A 15401-nucleotide genomic window follows, 5' to 3' on the forward strand; every position below is an offset into this window, starting at 1 on the left:
AAAAGTGCCTCACATGGCTTTACATAGGAAACTGGGAAATGTCTCGCGGGTTCACACTCCTTGAGTTAGTCATCACATTAATAATATTTGGTGTCGTGCTGACAGCCGCTGCTCCCAATTTTTCTTCGATGGTGAAGGAAACCCAAATCAAACGATTTGCTAGTGAACTGCACAATTATCTGATTCAGGCTAAATCAGAGGCGGTATGGAGAAATCAAAGTCTTTGGTCACATATTTCTCTCGCGACTAACCCAAGTCCAGCAGGGGAGTGGAGGCTCATTTTGACCGATTCAGTGATTCCTAACGCAGGGAATCAACTGCTGATCTTAAATGGTGAAGCCTATCGTCATATCGTTCTATTCTCTGGCTATACCTCTGATCAAATTAAGTTCGATGGCACACGCGGAAAAGTAAAAGACGGCCACCTTCGGTTTTATATCGCGGGGCAATCAAGCAAGGTGTTGAGGCTTAAGAGTGCTTACGCGGCAAGCCGAATCGTCATTTGTGGTGAAGGAGGGGCATGGTTTGGCTATCCGAGCTGTTAGTCGTTCTAAGCAAGTAGGAGGATCTTTTGTTGAGCTGCTAGTTTCTTGTTTGATTGGAGTTATGGCAATTGGTGTGGTCGGTAGTATCTATATTACGGGACAGAAATTGGCGATCGAAAGAGCGAAAACACTCTTACTAGCTCAGAACATATCGAGTGTGCTGCAACAGCTGAAAGAGGATGTACAGCGGGCCGGCTTTGATGGGCTAGGTTCAAGTTCACTGCTGTTATCCGGAGCGCAACGGAGTATACACCTACAGCCTAGTTCGAATTCATTGGGTTATGTTTATCGCGTCGCTTCCGCCGGCAATCATGCCTTTCGCAGTGTGGTGTATAAAAGGGAAGCTTCGCCAGTTTCTACACAAGGTGACATGCTCAAGGTGTGTGAAAAGCATTCACCGTTACCATTGACTGTCTCTGCGGCGAGTTTATCCGGCAGTGGTGGCTATTGCTTTAACTTGTTTGATCCTAAACAGATCTCCATCTCTCGATTTGAAGCTGAGGCGAAGCTTGTGTCAGGCAATAGCGCATCGAGTCAGTGGGTTAGCGTGTTCGTGGTTGGGCATTTGCTCTTAGATCCGAGCGTTGAGTATCAAACCCGCATTGAACTGATACAGAGAAATTGGCAATGAGAGGTGAATATCAGCGTGGGGTAGTGACCTTGATGGTGGTATCGATACTGCTAGCCTCGGCGTTGATGTTGACATTGGGTTCTTACAAGTCTGTTTTTTATCAAATCAAACGTGCGCAAAATGAGCTTAAAGATCGTCAAACTCACTGGCAAGTTGAGGGCGGTGTTGAGTGTCTTTATGCCTATATTTCATCTGCTCCTAGCCAGTTAAATACGCTCTCCTCTGCAGCGAATACAGTACTTGACGATATTTGTAAGGCGGAGTTGAGTCTAACCGAGCTCTACAGCTATCCAGTAGGTTCAGAGCGTTATGTTATTCATGCTAAGAGTGACAGTCACGCCATCACCAAGCATTTTTTATATGCGGCTAAAACCGGGTTGGGTGCGATTCAAGCCACTGCTGATCTCAGGATCAGAGGCAGTGTTGAGATTGTGCCAGATGTGCCAAGAACAAAAAACTCGGCAGGAACCTATGACTGCATTGCTGTGAGATATAAAAGCCAAGTGAGTTACGAGGCGACCACATCGTCAGATAAGCTCACAACCCTAGTTCCTGCAGCGGGAGCACCATATAGCGGCTTTAGTGGTGAATGCGCCAATACACATATGACCTCTAGCTCAATCAGCGGCAACACCTCAGTGCACGCGAGCCAATTTAAGCAAGACTATAAAAAGGACGATGCACTTGAGCCATTTAGAAATTACTTTGGCATGGAAAAAACGCCAAGCAACCTTGCCGAAGTGAAAAGTTATTACGATGTGGTATCGCTAGCAACGGTCGTTGACGGGCATGACTGTGCCGATGTCATTCAAACCCACTTTAACACGGGTAAGAAAAAGCTATGGATAGAGGGGCATTGCATTATTGATTCGCCTATTGTTACCCATGGTGCTTACTCCCTTGTGGTGGAAAATGGCCTGTTTTCTGCACAGGGTTCGATGGTCTTTGAAGGCTCTATCTATCATATGGTGGATATGACCACGGTTGAGTTTTCTCCAACGAATATCGCTAGCTACTGGAGTGGCGTCTCTTTCAAAGCGGCAATTGAAAGCTATCTTGGCCCAACAACCGTTTATTTTGATCATGGGGCTTTCGAGCCTAAGGGAGGAATGATTTTCGATTCAGAAGGGGGAGAAGTGGTTCTAAACGGTTCTTATAGCATCGACTACTTGTCAGCAAATAGCTTAAGTAATCCTCCTAAGGTACTGTCTTGGATCGCCGGGAGTTGGAGTGTTGAATAAACAAGGTGGTTTTAGTTTATTGGAGGTGCTGATCGCTTTTTTGTTGATTGGTGTGGCTTCGCTAGGCTTGATCAAAATGCAGTCGTACGTGGAACAGCGGGCGGATTTTGCTCTCAATAGCCACCAAGCGCTAAATCTAGCGGAACAGAAGTTAGAGTGGTTTCGTACTAGGGGAGCATCACCTGCGGCTTCTGGTCTCTCTGTCGCAGAGTTTTCATCACTAACCAGTGGCAGTGATATGACAAGCTATTCTCCGTACGTATTGCGTTGGTCGATAGCGGCCCCTGCTGTATCTCTTTCAGCATCACTGAAAAGTGTCGCAGTAACGGTTGAATGGACAGATCGAGTTGGTGTTACTCAGTTAGTAACGGTGAAATCGATGCTATCTAGTTATAGCGAATTTGATATGTGATTAGGTGCATTTTTGTCTGAGTGATTAAGTATCTTTTAAAACGCCATGTTATATATTTAAAATTAGTTGGAATATTGTTTATTTATTGATGATAAACATGTGGATTATTTGTTGCACGCTAATGGTGTTTTTGCAAAATATGTCTCCAAATATGGAAAAAACTATAGAACCTTGTGCTTTCTGTAAGCGGATTTAATAGAATGCTTAGTGGAAAATAGACCAACATAATAAATGCACAAAGGTCTACGGCAACAACATCACATATGGAGTTACCATGAGTAACCAAGCAGTAAATAAGGCACCATCCGAAAAGCCGAGTGGGATGGATCGCTTCTTAAACTTTATTGAACGAGCAGGTAATAAAATTCCTGATCCTGCAATTTTGTTCTTCTGGGCACTTGTTATTACTTGGGCAGCATCTGCTCTACTTTCAAACATTTCGTTTGATCTTATTAACCCACGTTCGGGTGAAGCGCTTGCAATCAACAACCTTTTGACTGGCGAATCTCTAGCAAGCTTCCTTGCGAACATGGTAACGACTTTCACAGGCTTTGCACCACTAGGTATCGTACTTGTTGCGATGCTAGGTGTTGGTGTTGCTGACTCTTCAGGCTTTATCACTACTGGCCTTAAGAAGATGCTTAACTTCACTCCAGCGAAGCTTCTGACTCCAATGCTAATTCTTGTGGCTATCGTGTCACACACAGCTGCAGATGCAGGCTACGTACTGGTTATCCCTCTAGGTGGTATCATCTTCCACGCTGCTGGCCGTCACCCTCTAGCGGGTATTGCTGCTGCGTTTGCGGGTGTATCGGGTGGTTTCTCTGCAAACTTTATCCCTTCAGGTATCGACCCTCTACTAGCGGGCTTTACTCAGACAGCGGCGCAAGTACTTGACCCTGAGTACGTGGTTAACCCACTAGCAAACATCTTCTTTACTGGTCTATCTTCAATCATCATCGTTGCTATCGGTTGGTATGTAACAGAGAAGATCATTGAACCACGCCTAGCGAACACGCCAGTTGACGAAGATGCAGAAAAAGCACCAGACCTAGGTTCATTCACTGAACTTGAATCTAAAGCGTTCCGTTACGCTGGTTGGGCGATGATGGCGGGTATTGCTGTTCTGATCGCAGCGATTATTCCTGAGAACTCAGCACTGCGTTCTCCTGAAGGTGAAATTACCGCGTTCTCTGCGCCAATTATGAAGTCGATCGTTCCATTGATCTTCATTCTATTCATCATCCCAGGTTACGTTTACGGTAAAGTTTCTGGCACATTTAAGACAAGTAACGACATCATCAAAGCGATGGCAGATACAATGTCTACAATGGGCGCATACATTGTTATGTCGTTCTTCTGTGCACAGTTCCTATCTGCATTCGCGCAGTCAAACATCGGTACCATGCTAGCGCTATACGGTGCTGAGGGTCTGAAAGCAATGAACCTACCAGGTGAAGCAACGATCATCGGTATGATTCTGCTAACGGCTTCTGTAAACCTGCTCATTGGTTCTGCATCAGCAAAATGGGCACTTATCGGTCCAATCCTAGTTCCAATGTTAATGGCAGTTGGTATCTCTCCTGAGCTATCGCAAGCGGCTTACCGTGTTGGTGACTCTGTATCGAACATCATTTCTCCTCTAATGGTATTCTTCCCACTTGTGGTTGTTTACTGTCAGCGTTACGTGAAGTCGACAGGTATCGGTACACTAGCATCACTGATGATGCCATTCTCGATTGCAATGCTAATCGGTTGGTCAATCTTCCTAGTCGCTTACTGGATGCTAGGCATTCCTCTAGGTATCCAAGCGCCTTACACATACACGATGTAAAGACCGTCATATTTGCGCTGTAGCGTTGTTAACTGCGCTACACCAACTATTTAGGTATTCGAAACTCAAAAGCGCTGGTCGAAAGACTGGCGCTTTCTTTTTTGGCCGCGGGAAAATCTAAACCAGATAGCTTTGTTTGGTTCTGCGTCCGGCTTTTACTTCCCCTTTCATAGAGGTAGAATTTACTATCTCTAGTCGTCTACTCATATAACCGGAGTTTTCTTTGTCAGAATCTCAATTTACCCCTCAAGATGAACGATTTATGCGTCGAGCGATGGAGCTGGCGGCACACGCTGAAACACAAGGTGAAGTGCCAGTTGGCGCTGTGTTGGTTAAAGATGGTGAAATCATTGCGGAAGGTTGGAATGAGTCTATCGGTCAGCACGATGCAACCGCCCACGCGGAAATGCAGACCATCCGAAAGGCGGGTGAGGTTCTAGAGAATTATCGACTGCTCGATACGACACTCTACGTGACGCTAGAGCCTTGTCCTATGTGTGCCGGAGCGCTGCTACACAGTCGAGTGAAACGTATTGTGTTTGGGGCACCAGACTTGAAGGCCGGGGCGGCGGGAACAGTACTTAACTTGTTTGAACATCAAGCGGCGTATCACTATGCGGATGTTGAAAAAGGGTTATTAGAGGATGAATGCCGAGTTCAACTTCAAGCTTTCTTTAAGCGTCGACGCAAAGAGAAGAAGAAAGAACGTAAGGCGATGCAAATACTTGAAATTAAATCAGGGCAGGAAAAAGAAGGGTAGGTTTTTAAGCAAACATCTTATGAGTAGATGTTTGCTCTCAGGATTATGCTTCTGTGATTAGTTGCATAAATGCGCGGTGACGTGCAATCACCTTTTTTTTGTTGTTGCTGAGCATACGCTTGCGGCGGTTTGCGGCAACAGTCTTATTAAGGCGTTTTGACTGCATTTTACGTCTAGCCATAAAACAACCTCCTACTTAGAGTTAAAATCAAATCAGATACGGAATAGCGCAAAGGTCATTGATATTCCGACAACACGGGATTTATACACTGCAATTGTTACTGTTTTAAGAAACTTCGCAAGTGATCTTGGACACGATATTATGTTTGGGTTAGATCAAAAGAATTCAAGTGCGCAATCTTTGTTCAAAGCTGCGCACTTAGTTTAGATGAGTCTATTGTTCTTCGCTGATAGTTTGTTCCGCCGATGATGCGGCAGAGGCGCCAGAAACGGCCATGTCAGCTATCTGAATTACCTTCAGATCATCGATGTTAACATCGTCATTGTTTGCTGTTTGTTGTTCAACATGACCGATAATACTCTGGTAGTAGCGGCGAATGTTTTCAACATAGTTTCGTGCTTCATCACCTCGAGCAAAGCCATAGCGAGTTTGGCTGTAGTATTTCTTCTGACGAAGTAGCGGCAAGCGATCTTTTACGTCAGACCAAGCATCTGGGTTACCGCCTTGTTTTTTCGTCAAGCGGCGAGCGTCCATCATATGACCGTAACCAACGTTATAAGACGCTAGTGCAAACCAAATTTTTTCATGCTCTTCGATTGAGTCAGGAATACGTGACACCATTCTACGTAAGTACTCAACACCACCGCGGACAGACTGTTCAGGATCGAGTCGATCGGTAACGCCTACGCTCTTCGCTGTCGGTAGTGTAAGCATCATCATGCCGCGCACACCCGTTGGCGATTTTGCTGTCGGGTTCCAATGGGATTCTTGATAACCCAACGCGGCGACTAAGCGCCAGTCAAATTCATCGGAATACTTTTTAAATAGTGGTGACCATTTCGGAAGTTTTGAATCCAATGCACGAATGAAGGCGCGAGTGTCGACATAGTCAAAACTACCCACGTGACCGATGTACTTTTCTTCCAGTGAGGCTAAGTGTCCAGATTGTTTAATGCTGCCAAAGAACTCAATCAGTAAGCCGTATAAGCTCTCATCTTGTGATCTGCTTAAAAACCATGAAATCGGCTGATCTTCTGTTAACTCGAATGCTAACGCGACGTCTGGGTAAATACGCTGAGACAGTGATAACTCAACAGAGTCTGCCAAGGTAAAACGCAGTTCGCCTTTAGAAACTTTCTTGAGGAGATCGTTTACATCGGCGTTCGGGTCTATGTGGTAAGAAAAGTCTGGGTGGTCTGCTTTAATCGCAGTCAACGTTTGGTTGAAGTGAGAGTCACTAACAATACTCAAGACATCTTTGCCGTCGTTCTCTTCGATCAGTTTTGCTTGTCTATCCAATAATTGTTCTAGATTGCGAGGACGCCAGTTTCCTTTCTTATAAATCACTTGTTGGCTGACGTAGTAGTAAGCCGGACCCGGTCGAAATGATTTTAAACGCTCAGGAGATTGGCTCAATCCTGCGGCGATGATATCGATCTCGCCTTTTTCTAGTGCAGGATACAGGCTAGAAATACGATAGGCTGGTTTCATTTCAAGTTGCACGCCAAGCTCATTGGCAAATTCACGCGCCAGTTCATAATCCAGACCGGCAGGTCCATCGGGGCCGATATAGTAAGAGAGTTGGTTGTTCAACGTCCCCACGCGCAATACGCCACGTTCTTTAATTAAATCTAGATCACTCTTAGGTTCTGATTCGATTTGGCAGCCAGATAGCACCAAGGCGCTGGCAAATAATAAACAGAGTGATTTTAGTTGGGTTAGGTAATGCTTCTTCATTCACGGCAATCTCATACATCCAGTAGGGCATTTATATCAAAGTGGTATAACAAGGCAAGACAATCACAGTAACTCTTAGTAATAGAGAACAATAAATAGCGTTTTCTGTCGAATTTCAAAATTGACGAAAAAAATGACGCAAACGGTTGCTTTTGGTGTTACATCACAAAAACAATTGCTATATAATGCGCTCGCAATGAAGAGGTGGAATCGGCATAGGTTCGAAAATCTTCGGGAATAGCTTCGAAGTAAAACAGTCTAACCCACTGAATTTATTCCAATATCACCTTAATCAATTGCATAAGAGACCTAAGTACATGAGAATTTTTCGTGGCTCCCCAGCTCTATCTGAATTTCGTGTTAATAAGCTTCTAGAGCTTTGTCGTGAACTAGGCCTACCTGTAACAGGTATCTACGCTGAGTTTACGCACTTTGCTGATCTAACCGCAGACCTAGATACGTCTGAAGTTGATAAACTAGAAAAACTACTGACTTACGGTCCAACACTTTCCTTTGATGAGAATGGTGAAGAGCATGAGCCAAGAGGTCTGCTTCTACTTGCGACGCCTCGCCCTGGTACTATCTCACCATGGTCTTCTAAGTCTACCGACATCGCGAATAACTGTGGCCTAGCTAAAGTTGCTCGTCTAGAGCGCGGTACAGCTTACTACATCGAAACATCATCTGACCTTTCTGAACTTCAACTGGTTGAGCTTAAAGCGATTCTTCATGACCGCATGATGGAAGTTATCTTCACTGACTTCGACTCAGCAGCGGCACTTTTCCAAGTGGCAGAGCCTGCACCGGTCGCAGACGTTGACCTACTTGCCGGTGGTCGCGCTGCGCTTGAAAAAGCAAACGTTACCCTAGGTCTTGCACTTGCCGATGATGAAATCGAATATTTGTACGATAGCTTCGTAAACAAGCTAGATCGTAACCCAACCGACATCGAGCTGATGATGTTTGCTCAGGCGAACTCAGAGCACTGTCGTCACAAGATCTTCAACGCAGACTGGACTATCGATGGCGTTAAGCAAGAGAAGTCGCTGTTCAAGATGATCAAGAACACATTTGAAACGACGCCAGAAAACGTGCTGTCTGCGTACAAAGATAACGCAGCTGTGATGGTCGGTTCTGAAGTGGGTCGTTTCTTCCCGAATCCAGAAACTCGCCAGTACGGTTATAACCAAGAAAAAGCGCACATCTTAATGAAGGTGGAAACGCACAACCACCCAACGGCTATTTCTCCTTGGCCGGGCGCTTCTACAGGTTCTGGTGGTGAAATCCGTGACGAAGGCGCGACAGGTATTGGTGGTAAACCAAAAGCTGGCCTAGTTGGTTTTACAACGTCTAACTTACGTATTCCTGGCTTTGAACAGCCATGGGAAACAGATTTCGGTAAGCCAGGCCGCATTGTTAACGCTCTAGACATCATGCTAGAAGGCCCGTTAGGCGGCGCGGCGTTTAACAACGAGTTTGGTCGTCCAAACCTACTGGGTTACTTCCGTACTTACGAAGAGAAAGTAAACTCTCACGCAGGCGAAGAAGTTCGTGGTTACCATAAGCCAATCATGATTGCTGGTGGTATGGGTAACATCCGTGACGAGCACGTTCAGAAGAAAGAGATCCCAGTTGGTGCAAGCTTAATTGTACTAGGTGGTCCAGCGATGAACATCGGCCTTGGTGGCGGCGCTGCTTCTTCAATGGCATCTGGCCAATCAGCAGAAGACCTAGACTTTGCATCTGTACAGCGTGAGAACCCAGAGATGGAGCGTCGCTGTCAGGAAGTGATCGACCGTTGTTGGCAGTTAGGTGATGCAAACCCAATCGCATTCATCCACGATGTGGGCGCGGGCGGTATCTCTAACGCACTGCCAGAGCTTGTCGATGATGGTGAGCGTGGCGGTATCTTCCAACTGCGTGACGTACCAAACGACGAACCAGGTATGAGCCCACTTGAGATCTGGTGTAACGAATCTCAAGAACGCTACGTAATGGCAGTTGCGCCAGAGAATATGGAAGTATTCGATGCTATCTGTAAGCGTGAACGCGCACCATACGCAGTAGTAGGTGTGGCAACAGAAGAGCGTGAACTGAAACTTGAAGATTCACACTTCGACAACACGCCTATCGACATGCCTATGGACGTTCTTCTTGGTAAGACGCCTAAGATGCACCGTGATGCGATAACGCTAAAAGCGAACAATCCAGCAATTGACCGTGACGGCATCGAGCTAAACGAAGCGGCTGAGCGTGTTCTACGTCTTCCAACGGTTGCTGAGAAAACATTCCTTATCACGATTGGTGACCGCACGGTTACAGGTCTAGTTGCTCGTGACCAAATGGTTGGTCCATGGCAGGTGCCTGTTGCTAACTGCGCAGTAACGGCAGCAAGCTACGACACTTACCACGGTGAAGCTATGTCAATGGGTGAGCGCACGCCAGTGGCTCTATTAGACTTCGGTGCATCGGCTCGTCTAGCGGTGGGTGAAGCAATCACCAACATCGCAGCAACCAACATCGGCGATATCAAACACATTAAACTGTCGGCGAACTGGATGTCTCCAGCCGGTCACCCAGGTGAAGATGCCGGTCTTTACGAAGCGGTGAAAGCGGTCGGTGAAGAGCTATGTCCTGCGCTTGGTCTAACTATCCCGGTGGGTAAAGACTCAATGTCGATGAAGACTAAGTGGGAAGAAAATGGCGAGCAGAAAGAAGTAACGTCGCCACTTTCTCTAGTAATTACTGCGTTTGCTCGCGTTGAAGATGTGCGTAAGACAATTACTCCTCAACTTCGCACTCCTGAGACCTTGGAAGGACTAGGTGATACTTCATTAGTACTTATCGACCTAGGTAACGGTAAGAACCGTCTAGGCGCAACGGCATTGGCTCAGGTTTACAAGCAGCTTGGTGATAAACCAGCAGACGTAGACAATGCAGCACAGTTAAAAGGTTTCTACGAGGGCGTTCAAGCTCTAGTAGCGAAAGATCAAGTTATCGCTTACCACGATAAAGGCGACGGCGGTCTATTCGTGACGCTTGCTGAGATGGCATTCGCAGGTCACTGTGGTGTGAAAGCTGATATTGCTGACCTTGGCGAAGATGCACTTGCTGCACTATTTAATGAAGAGTTAGGCGCAGTACTTCAGGTTAAGAATGACGACCTTGATGCGGTACTTTCAACTCTAGCAGCAAACGGCTTAGAAGCATGCTCACATGTGATCGGTTCTGTGGAAGCTTCTGATGAGCTACGAATCACTTCTGGTGAAACAGTGGTTCTTGAGCGTAACCGTACTGAACTGCGTACTATTTGGGCTGAAACAACGCATAAGATGCAATCACTGCGTGATAACACAGCATGTGCAAACCAAGAGCATGAAGCGAAGAAAGACAACTCTGACCCAGGTCTGAACGTTAAGCTAAGTTTCGATGTGAACGAAGACATTGCCGCGCCATACATCGCGACAGGTGCGAAGCCTAAGATGGCGATCCTACGTGAACAGGGCGTTAACTCTCACGTTGAAATGGCAGCAGCCTTTGACCGTGCAGGTTTTGAAGCAACTGACATCCACATGAGTGATATTCTAACCGGTCAAGCAGTGCTAGAAGAGTACCAAGGCCTCGTAGCGTGTGGTGGTTTCTCTTACGGTGACGTACTTGGTGCAGGTGAAGGTTGGGCGAAGTCTATCTTGTTCAACGAAGGTGCTCGTAACCAGTTTGAAGGCTTCTTTAAGCGTGAAGATACTTTCTCTCTAGGTGTGTGTAACGGTTGTCAGATGTTATCGAACCTGAAAGAGCTAATTCCGGGAGCTGAGTACTGGCCGCGTTTCGTACGCAACGAATCAGAGCGTTTTGAAGCTCGCTTCAGCTTAGTCGAAGTTCAGAAGTCTGACTCTGTATTCTTCAATGGTATGGAAGGCTCTCGTATGCCAATCGCAGTATCTCACGGTGAAGGTCGCGTAGAAGTACGTGATGCTGACCACCTAGCAGCGATTGAAGCGTCAGGCACTGTTGCGGTACGTTACGTTGACAACCACGGTAACCCAACGCAGCAATACCCGAATAACCCGAATGGTTCGCCAAACGCTATCACAGGTCTCACGACAACGGATGGCCGCGTGACAATCATGATGCCGCACCCTGAGCGTGTATTCCGCACAGTGGCTAACTCATGGTCTCCTGAAGGCTGGGGTGAAAACGGTGCTTGGATGCGTATGTTCCAAAACGCACGTAAGAATGTCGGTTAATTGAGACGACGTTAGTTTTTGCCTAGCAGCATAGTTAAAGCGCAGATCGAACGGTCTGCGCTTTTTATTTGATTGACCACCGTCATTCCATAGACTGACGAAGGAAGGAGTAGGGACTCTCTGTGAGTTTCCACTCGCTTAAATAGCCCCCTAACTCGTTCGTACCTCGCTGTTGAGAATGACACTATGAATAATCGTGATTCTTTGAAAGAAACCATTAGCCAAATGGTGGCTTTTAAGTTTTAATACCGCCCTTGCCAAGGGATGGTGTTAAACAGCTCAACTTAGATGGAGTTATCAAGTTGACCGAATCCCTGATTAATCCCTTAGGAAATTAAGAAATGTCTAAAAACCAAAAATTTGCTATTCGCGTTACTGAAAAACGTAACGGCTGGTGTGCAGAGATCACTCGCCAAGTGACATCACGTAAAACATCAGTATCAAAGCGTGAAACTGGCTTTGAAACTGAAGTTCAGGCTCAAGAGTGGGCTGAAAAAGAGCTAGCTAGCTTTGTACAGAACCAAGCTGTTCGTAATGAGCGTAAAGGTGAAGCGCGTAAAGTCCGTATTGAACGTGAAGAGCGTCAAGCGCAAGAAGCCGCTGACAAGAAAGCGCGTTACGAAGAAGCGAAGTTGGTTGCTGCAGCACAAGCTGAAATCGATGATGAAGAAGATTTCTTCGACGAAGAGTAATCCATCAATCGTCAGTCAATAAAAAACCGCCTAATAGGGCGGTTTTTTTGAATCTGATGTTCGATGGGCTAATTAACGAAACTGGCCTGCATCTGGCAAAAAGTCAAAACCTGCAGTGGCGAGTTTTGCTTCTAACGCGCTTTTATCGATATCGAAGTAAGTAGCCAGTTTGTCCAAATCACCGCCAAAATCATCACGTAGCTTCATGTTGACGATACTCATCAACATAATTGGATCCATGCTTTCAAAGTTCGCCAAATTCATTACTTATCCTCGAAGTCGGAAATAAGTAGGTTTGCAGCAGCAAAGGCGGCTTTATCACGCACTTCTTTAGGTAGAGACTCATCCGCCGCAATATCATTCAATGCTCTTACTGCGCATGAAATTGCTTGTGGAACATACGCTTGGTCACCACTGCCGATTTGAGCGTACAGCTCACGAACCAATTCACAACAGCCATATACTTGCATAGCTTCAACTCCAATAAATGATAACTGCTCTCAAATATACACACTCAGTTTGGTAAACTCAAAGCTTAAGCTTGTTCTAGCTCAAGCCTTGTAGAGTAGTGCTTGAGATTTATACAGTGAAATTAATTTTGCAGTTGTTGCTCTAGTTGATAGGTCACTTCGCTATCTAGACGAAGTTGTTTCGCGAGTTCTTGTAAGTAGGCTTTTTCCATAAAGTTTTGTTCGTCGATAACAATTAGAGAGGCTAAGTAAACTTCAGATGCCTGCTGTGGTGAGTGGGCTAATCTAGCGACTTCAGCGGGGTCGAGCGGTTTATTTAATTCCACATGCACCAGTTGCTGTAGCGTGTTATCAGCGCCAGATTGTTCAAGTGTCGACTCAATATGCGCCATCTCTTGTTGGTCCACATGGCCATCAGCTTTGGCGGCGGCAATCATCGCTTTTAGAATCAGTTCACTATGGTAATCGTCTTGCGCATCGAAGTTTTCAGTTGTACCAGTGGATACTTGCTTACTTTGATAGTCGTTATAGACTTTATAAGCCAACGCACCAAGCACAGCTACGCCACCCACTTTGAGGGCATTTTTACCTAACTTCTTGCCGATTTTTTTACTCTTCTTAGATCCCATTAGTAGGCTAACTAAGCCGCCTCCGACTGCGCCCGCACCAAGGGATTTTAAGCTACTTGAGCTCGAACTGTTTTTAACTTTAGCTTGTCCTTGTTGGACGATATCTGAGTTGAGTGCTTGATTAAGTAGGCTTTTAAGATCCATAGATTACCTCCATCATTTTTTGACAGCTTAATGGGGCAAAGATGAATAGGGGATTAATAATCGCGCAAAATAAAAAAGGCGAGCTGTGAGCTCGCCTTTTAAATAGTGCTAGTGGGTATATTATTCTTCAGCGTAACCGTGCATACCAAGAAGATCGCCATCAAGGTAAGCTTCTTTCTCATCTTTCATTACTAAACGTTCTTCAACCAACCATTTTACAACCATTGGGTAGATCTTGTGTTCTTGAGTTTGAACGCGTTCAGTTAGAATCTCGACAGTATCTTCGTCGAAAATAGGCACTTTAGCCTGTAAAATAACAGGACCACCATCAAGTTGCTCGGTAACGAAATGGACACTAGTACCATGTTCTTCGTCACCTGCGTGGATAGCACGTTGATAAGTGTTAAGACCAGGGTACTTAGGTAGCAGAGAAGGGTGAATGTTGATCATTCGGCCCATGTAGTGGCGAACGAATTCACCACTTAGAATGCGCATGTAACCAGCAAGTACGATGACGTCTGGCTTATATTCATCGATCTGCTTCATCAACTCATGGTCAAAAGCATCACGGGTATCGAACGCTTTAGGGTCAAGGAAGTGTGCCGCAGCACCGGCTTTCTCAGCGCGTTCTAAAGCATAGACATTGGCTTTGTTGGAAAATACCGCGGTAACACGACCAGCAGTAATGTCCTTGTCACATGCATCAATGATTGCCTGCAGGTTAGAACCGTTTCCTGAAACTAAAACGACGATACTTTTCATGCTTATTTGATCTCTACTTGTTCTTCGCCAGCTGCTGCGTTTGCGATCTCACCGATGACCCAAGCGTTTTCACCTTCAGCTTTTAATAGCTCAACCGCTGCGTCTGCTTGGTCTTTAGGCAGAGCAACAACAAGGCCGACACCACAGTTAAATGTGCGGTACATTTCGTGAGTCGTTACGTTGCCTTTCTCTTGTAGCCATTTGAAGATGATTGGCCATTCCCAGCTATTTCCATCAACAACGGCTTTAGTACCTTCAGGAAGTACGCGTGGGATGTTTTCCCAGAAACCACCACCAGTGATGTGAGAAATCGCGTGGATGTCATGCTTCTCAATCATTTTAAGTGCTGATTTGATGTAAATTTTAGTTGGTTCTAGTAGGTGCTCACCGATTGTGCGACCTGCTAGCTCTTCATTTTTGTCTGCGCCAGAGACTTCAAGGATCTTACGGATCAGTGAGTAACCATTTGAGTGAGGACCACTTGAACCGACTGCGATAAGTGCATCACCCGCAGCGACTTTAGTGCCGTCAATCACGTCGGCTTTTTCTACAACGCCAACACAGAAGCCTGCAACGTCGTAGTCTTCACCTTCGTACATGCCCGGCATTTCAGCAGTTTCACCACCGATTAGTGCACAGCCTGCTTGCACACAGCCGTCAGCAATACCAGATACTACGTCTGCAGCGGTATCAACATCGAGTTTGCCTGTTGCGTAGTAGTCTAGGAAGAAGAGTGGCTCAGCACCTTGAACAATAAGATCGTTCACACACATTGCAACTAGGTCAACACCAATGGTGTCGTGCTTTTTCATATCCAAAGCAAGACGAAGTTTTGTGCCCACACCGTCTGTACCAGAAACCAATACTGGCTGCTTATATTTAGTTGGCAGTTCACATAATGCGCCAAAACCACCAATACCACCCATTACTTCTGGGCGACGTGTACGTTTTACAGCACCTTTAATACGGTCAACAAGCGCGTTGCCTGCATCGATATCAACGCCAGCGTCTTTGTAGCTAAGAGATGTGTTATCAGCACTCACAGGGAAGTCCTCGGTTTTTAAGTTGGATATGAAAACGGCGCTATTCTAACAGTGGATAAACCTATATAGCAAA

General features: G+C 45.9%; 15 protein-coding genes. 8 read left to right on the plus strand and 7 right to left on the minus strand.

Going from position 1 to position 15401, the window contains the following annotated elements:
• Positions 1-38 precede the first annotated feature (38 nt).
• From VIA_RS11420 to tadA, 6 genes are all read left to right on the plus strand, one after another.
• Entirely contained in the window at positions 39-545 is a 507-nt protein-coding gene (locus VIA_RS11420; RefSeq protein ID WP_004413148.1) for a GspH/FimT family pseudopilin, read from the plus strand.
• Entirely contained in the window at positions 526-1176 is a 651-nt protein-coding gene (locus VIA_RS11425) for a hypothetical protein (protein WP_004413149.1), read from the plus strand. The genes VIA_RS11420 and VIA_RS11425 overlap by 20 nt, the downstream gene beginning before the upstream one ends.
• Positions 1173-2417: a hypothetical protein gene (locus VIA_RS11430; RefSeq protein ID WP_004413150.1), complete on the plus strand. Its 1245-nt coding sequence runs from the start codon at positions 1173-1175 to the stop codon at positions 2415-2417. Before VIA_RS11425 ends, VIA_RS11430 begins: the two co-directional genes overlap by 4 nt.
• Positions 2407-2829, plus strand: a complete 423-nt coding sequence (locus VIA_RS11435; RefSeq protein WP_004418633.1) for a type IV pilus modification PilV family protein — start codon at positions 2407-2409, stop codon at positions 2827-2829. Before VIA_RS11430 ends, VIA_RS11435 begins: the two co-directional genes overlap by 11 nt.
• A gap of 274 nt (positions 2830-3103) precedes the next feature.
• Positions 3104-4663: an AbgT family transporter gene (locus VIA_RS11440; RefSeq protein ID WP_004413152.1), complete on the plus strand. Its 1560-nt coding sequence runs from the start codon at positions 3104-3106 to the stop codon at positions 4661-4663.
• A 223-nt stretch (positions 4664-4886) separates the two neighbouring features.
• Complete coding sequence (gene tadA / locus VIA_RS11445; protein WP_004413153.1) at positions 4887-5423, plus strand: tRNA adenosine(34) deaminase TadA; 537 nt, start codon at positions 4887-4889, stop codon at positions 5421-5423.
• Between the two features lie 43 nt (positions 5424-5466).
• Here the strand turns inward: tadA and VIA_RS22365 are convergent, their stop codons facing one another.
• Positions 5467-5604 carry a hypothetical protein gene (locus tag VIA_RS22365; RefSeq protein ID WP_004413154.1) on the minus strand — a complete coding sequence of 46 codons (138 nt, stop codon included), beginning with the start codon at positions 5602-5604 and terminating at the stop codon, positions 5467-5469.
• Between the two features lie 213 nt (positions 5605-5817).
• A complete protein-coding gene (gene mltF / locus VIA_RS11450; RefSeq protein ID WP_004418630.1) occupies positions 5818-7341 on the minus strand; it encodes a membrane-bound lytic murein transglycosylase MltF in 1524 nt (507 codons plus the stop codon).
• Between the two features lie 317 nt (positions 7342-7658).
• Between mltF and purL the strand changes: the two genes are divergently transcribed.
• On the plus strand, positions 7659-11588 hold the full coding sequence (purL, locus tag VIA_RS11455) for a phosphoribosylformylglycinamidine synthase (RefSeq protein ID WP_004413157.1): 3930 nt from the start codon (positions 7659-7661) through the stop codon (positions 11586-11588).
• A 341-nt stretch (positions 11589-11929) separates the two neighbouring features.
• On the plus strand, positions 11930-12280 hold the full coding sequence (locus VIA_RS11460) for a DUF3622 domain-containing protein (protein ID WP_004413158.1): 351 nt from the start codon (positions 11930-11932) through the stop codon (positions 12278-12280).
• A 72-nt stretch (positions 12281-12352) separates the two neighbouring features.
• Here the strand turns inward: VIA_RS11460 and VIA_RS11465 are convergent, their stop codons facing one another.
• The 5 genes from VIA_RS11465 to purM all read right to left on the minus strand — a co-directional run bounded on the left by VIA_RS11465 (position 12353) and on the right by purM (position 15328).
• Entirely contained in the window at positions 12353-12544 is a 192-nt protein-coding gene (locus VIA_RS11465; RefSeq protein ID WP_004413159.1) for a DUF4250 domain-containing protein, read from the minus strand.
• Positions 12544-12750: a YaeP family protein gene (locus VIA_RS11470; RefSeq protein ID WP_004413160.1), complete on the minus strand. Its 207-nt coding sequence runs from the start codon at positions 12748-12750 to the stop codon at positions 12544-12546. Before VIA_RS11470 ends, VIA_RS11465 begins: the two co-directional genes overlap by 1 nt.
• A gap of 122 nt (positions 12751-12872) precedes the next feature.
• Positions 12873-13523: a tellurite resistance TerB family protein gene (locus tag VIA_RS11475; protein ID WP_004413161.1), complete on the minus strand. Its 651-nt coding sequence runs from the start codon at positions 13521-13523 to the stop codon at positions 12873-12875.
• Between the two features lie 120 nt (positions 13524-13643).
• Positions 13644-14285: a phosphoribosylglycinamide formyltransferase gene (purN, locus tag VIA_RS11480; protein WP_004413162.1), complete on the minus strand. Its 642-nt coding sequence runs from the start codon at positions 14283-14285 to the stop codon at positions 13644-13646.
• A gap of 2 nt (positions 14286-14287) precedes the next feature.
• On the minus strand, positions 14288-15328 hold the full coding sequence (purM, locus tag VIA_RS11485; RefSeq protein ID WP_004413163.1) for a phosphoribosylformylglycinamidine cyclo-ligase: 1041 nt from the start codon (positions 15326-15328) through the stop codon (positions 14288-14290).
• Between the last annotated feature and the right edge of the window lie 73 nt (positions 15329-15401).

The organism is Vibrio orientalis CIP 102891 = ATCC 33934 (assembly GCF_000176235.1).
Lineage (GTDB): Bacteria > Pseudomonadota > Gammaproteobacteria > Enterobacterales > Vibrionaceae > Vibrio > Vibrio orientalis.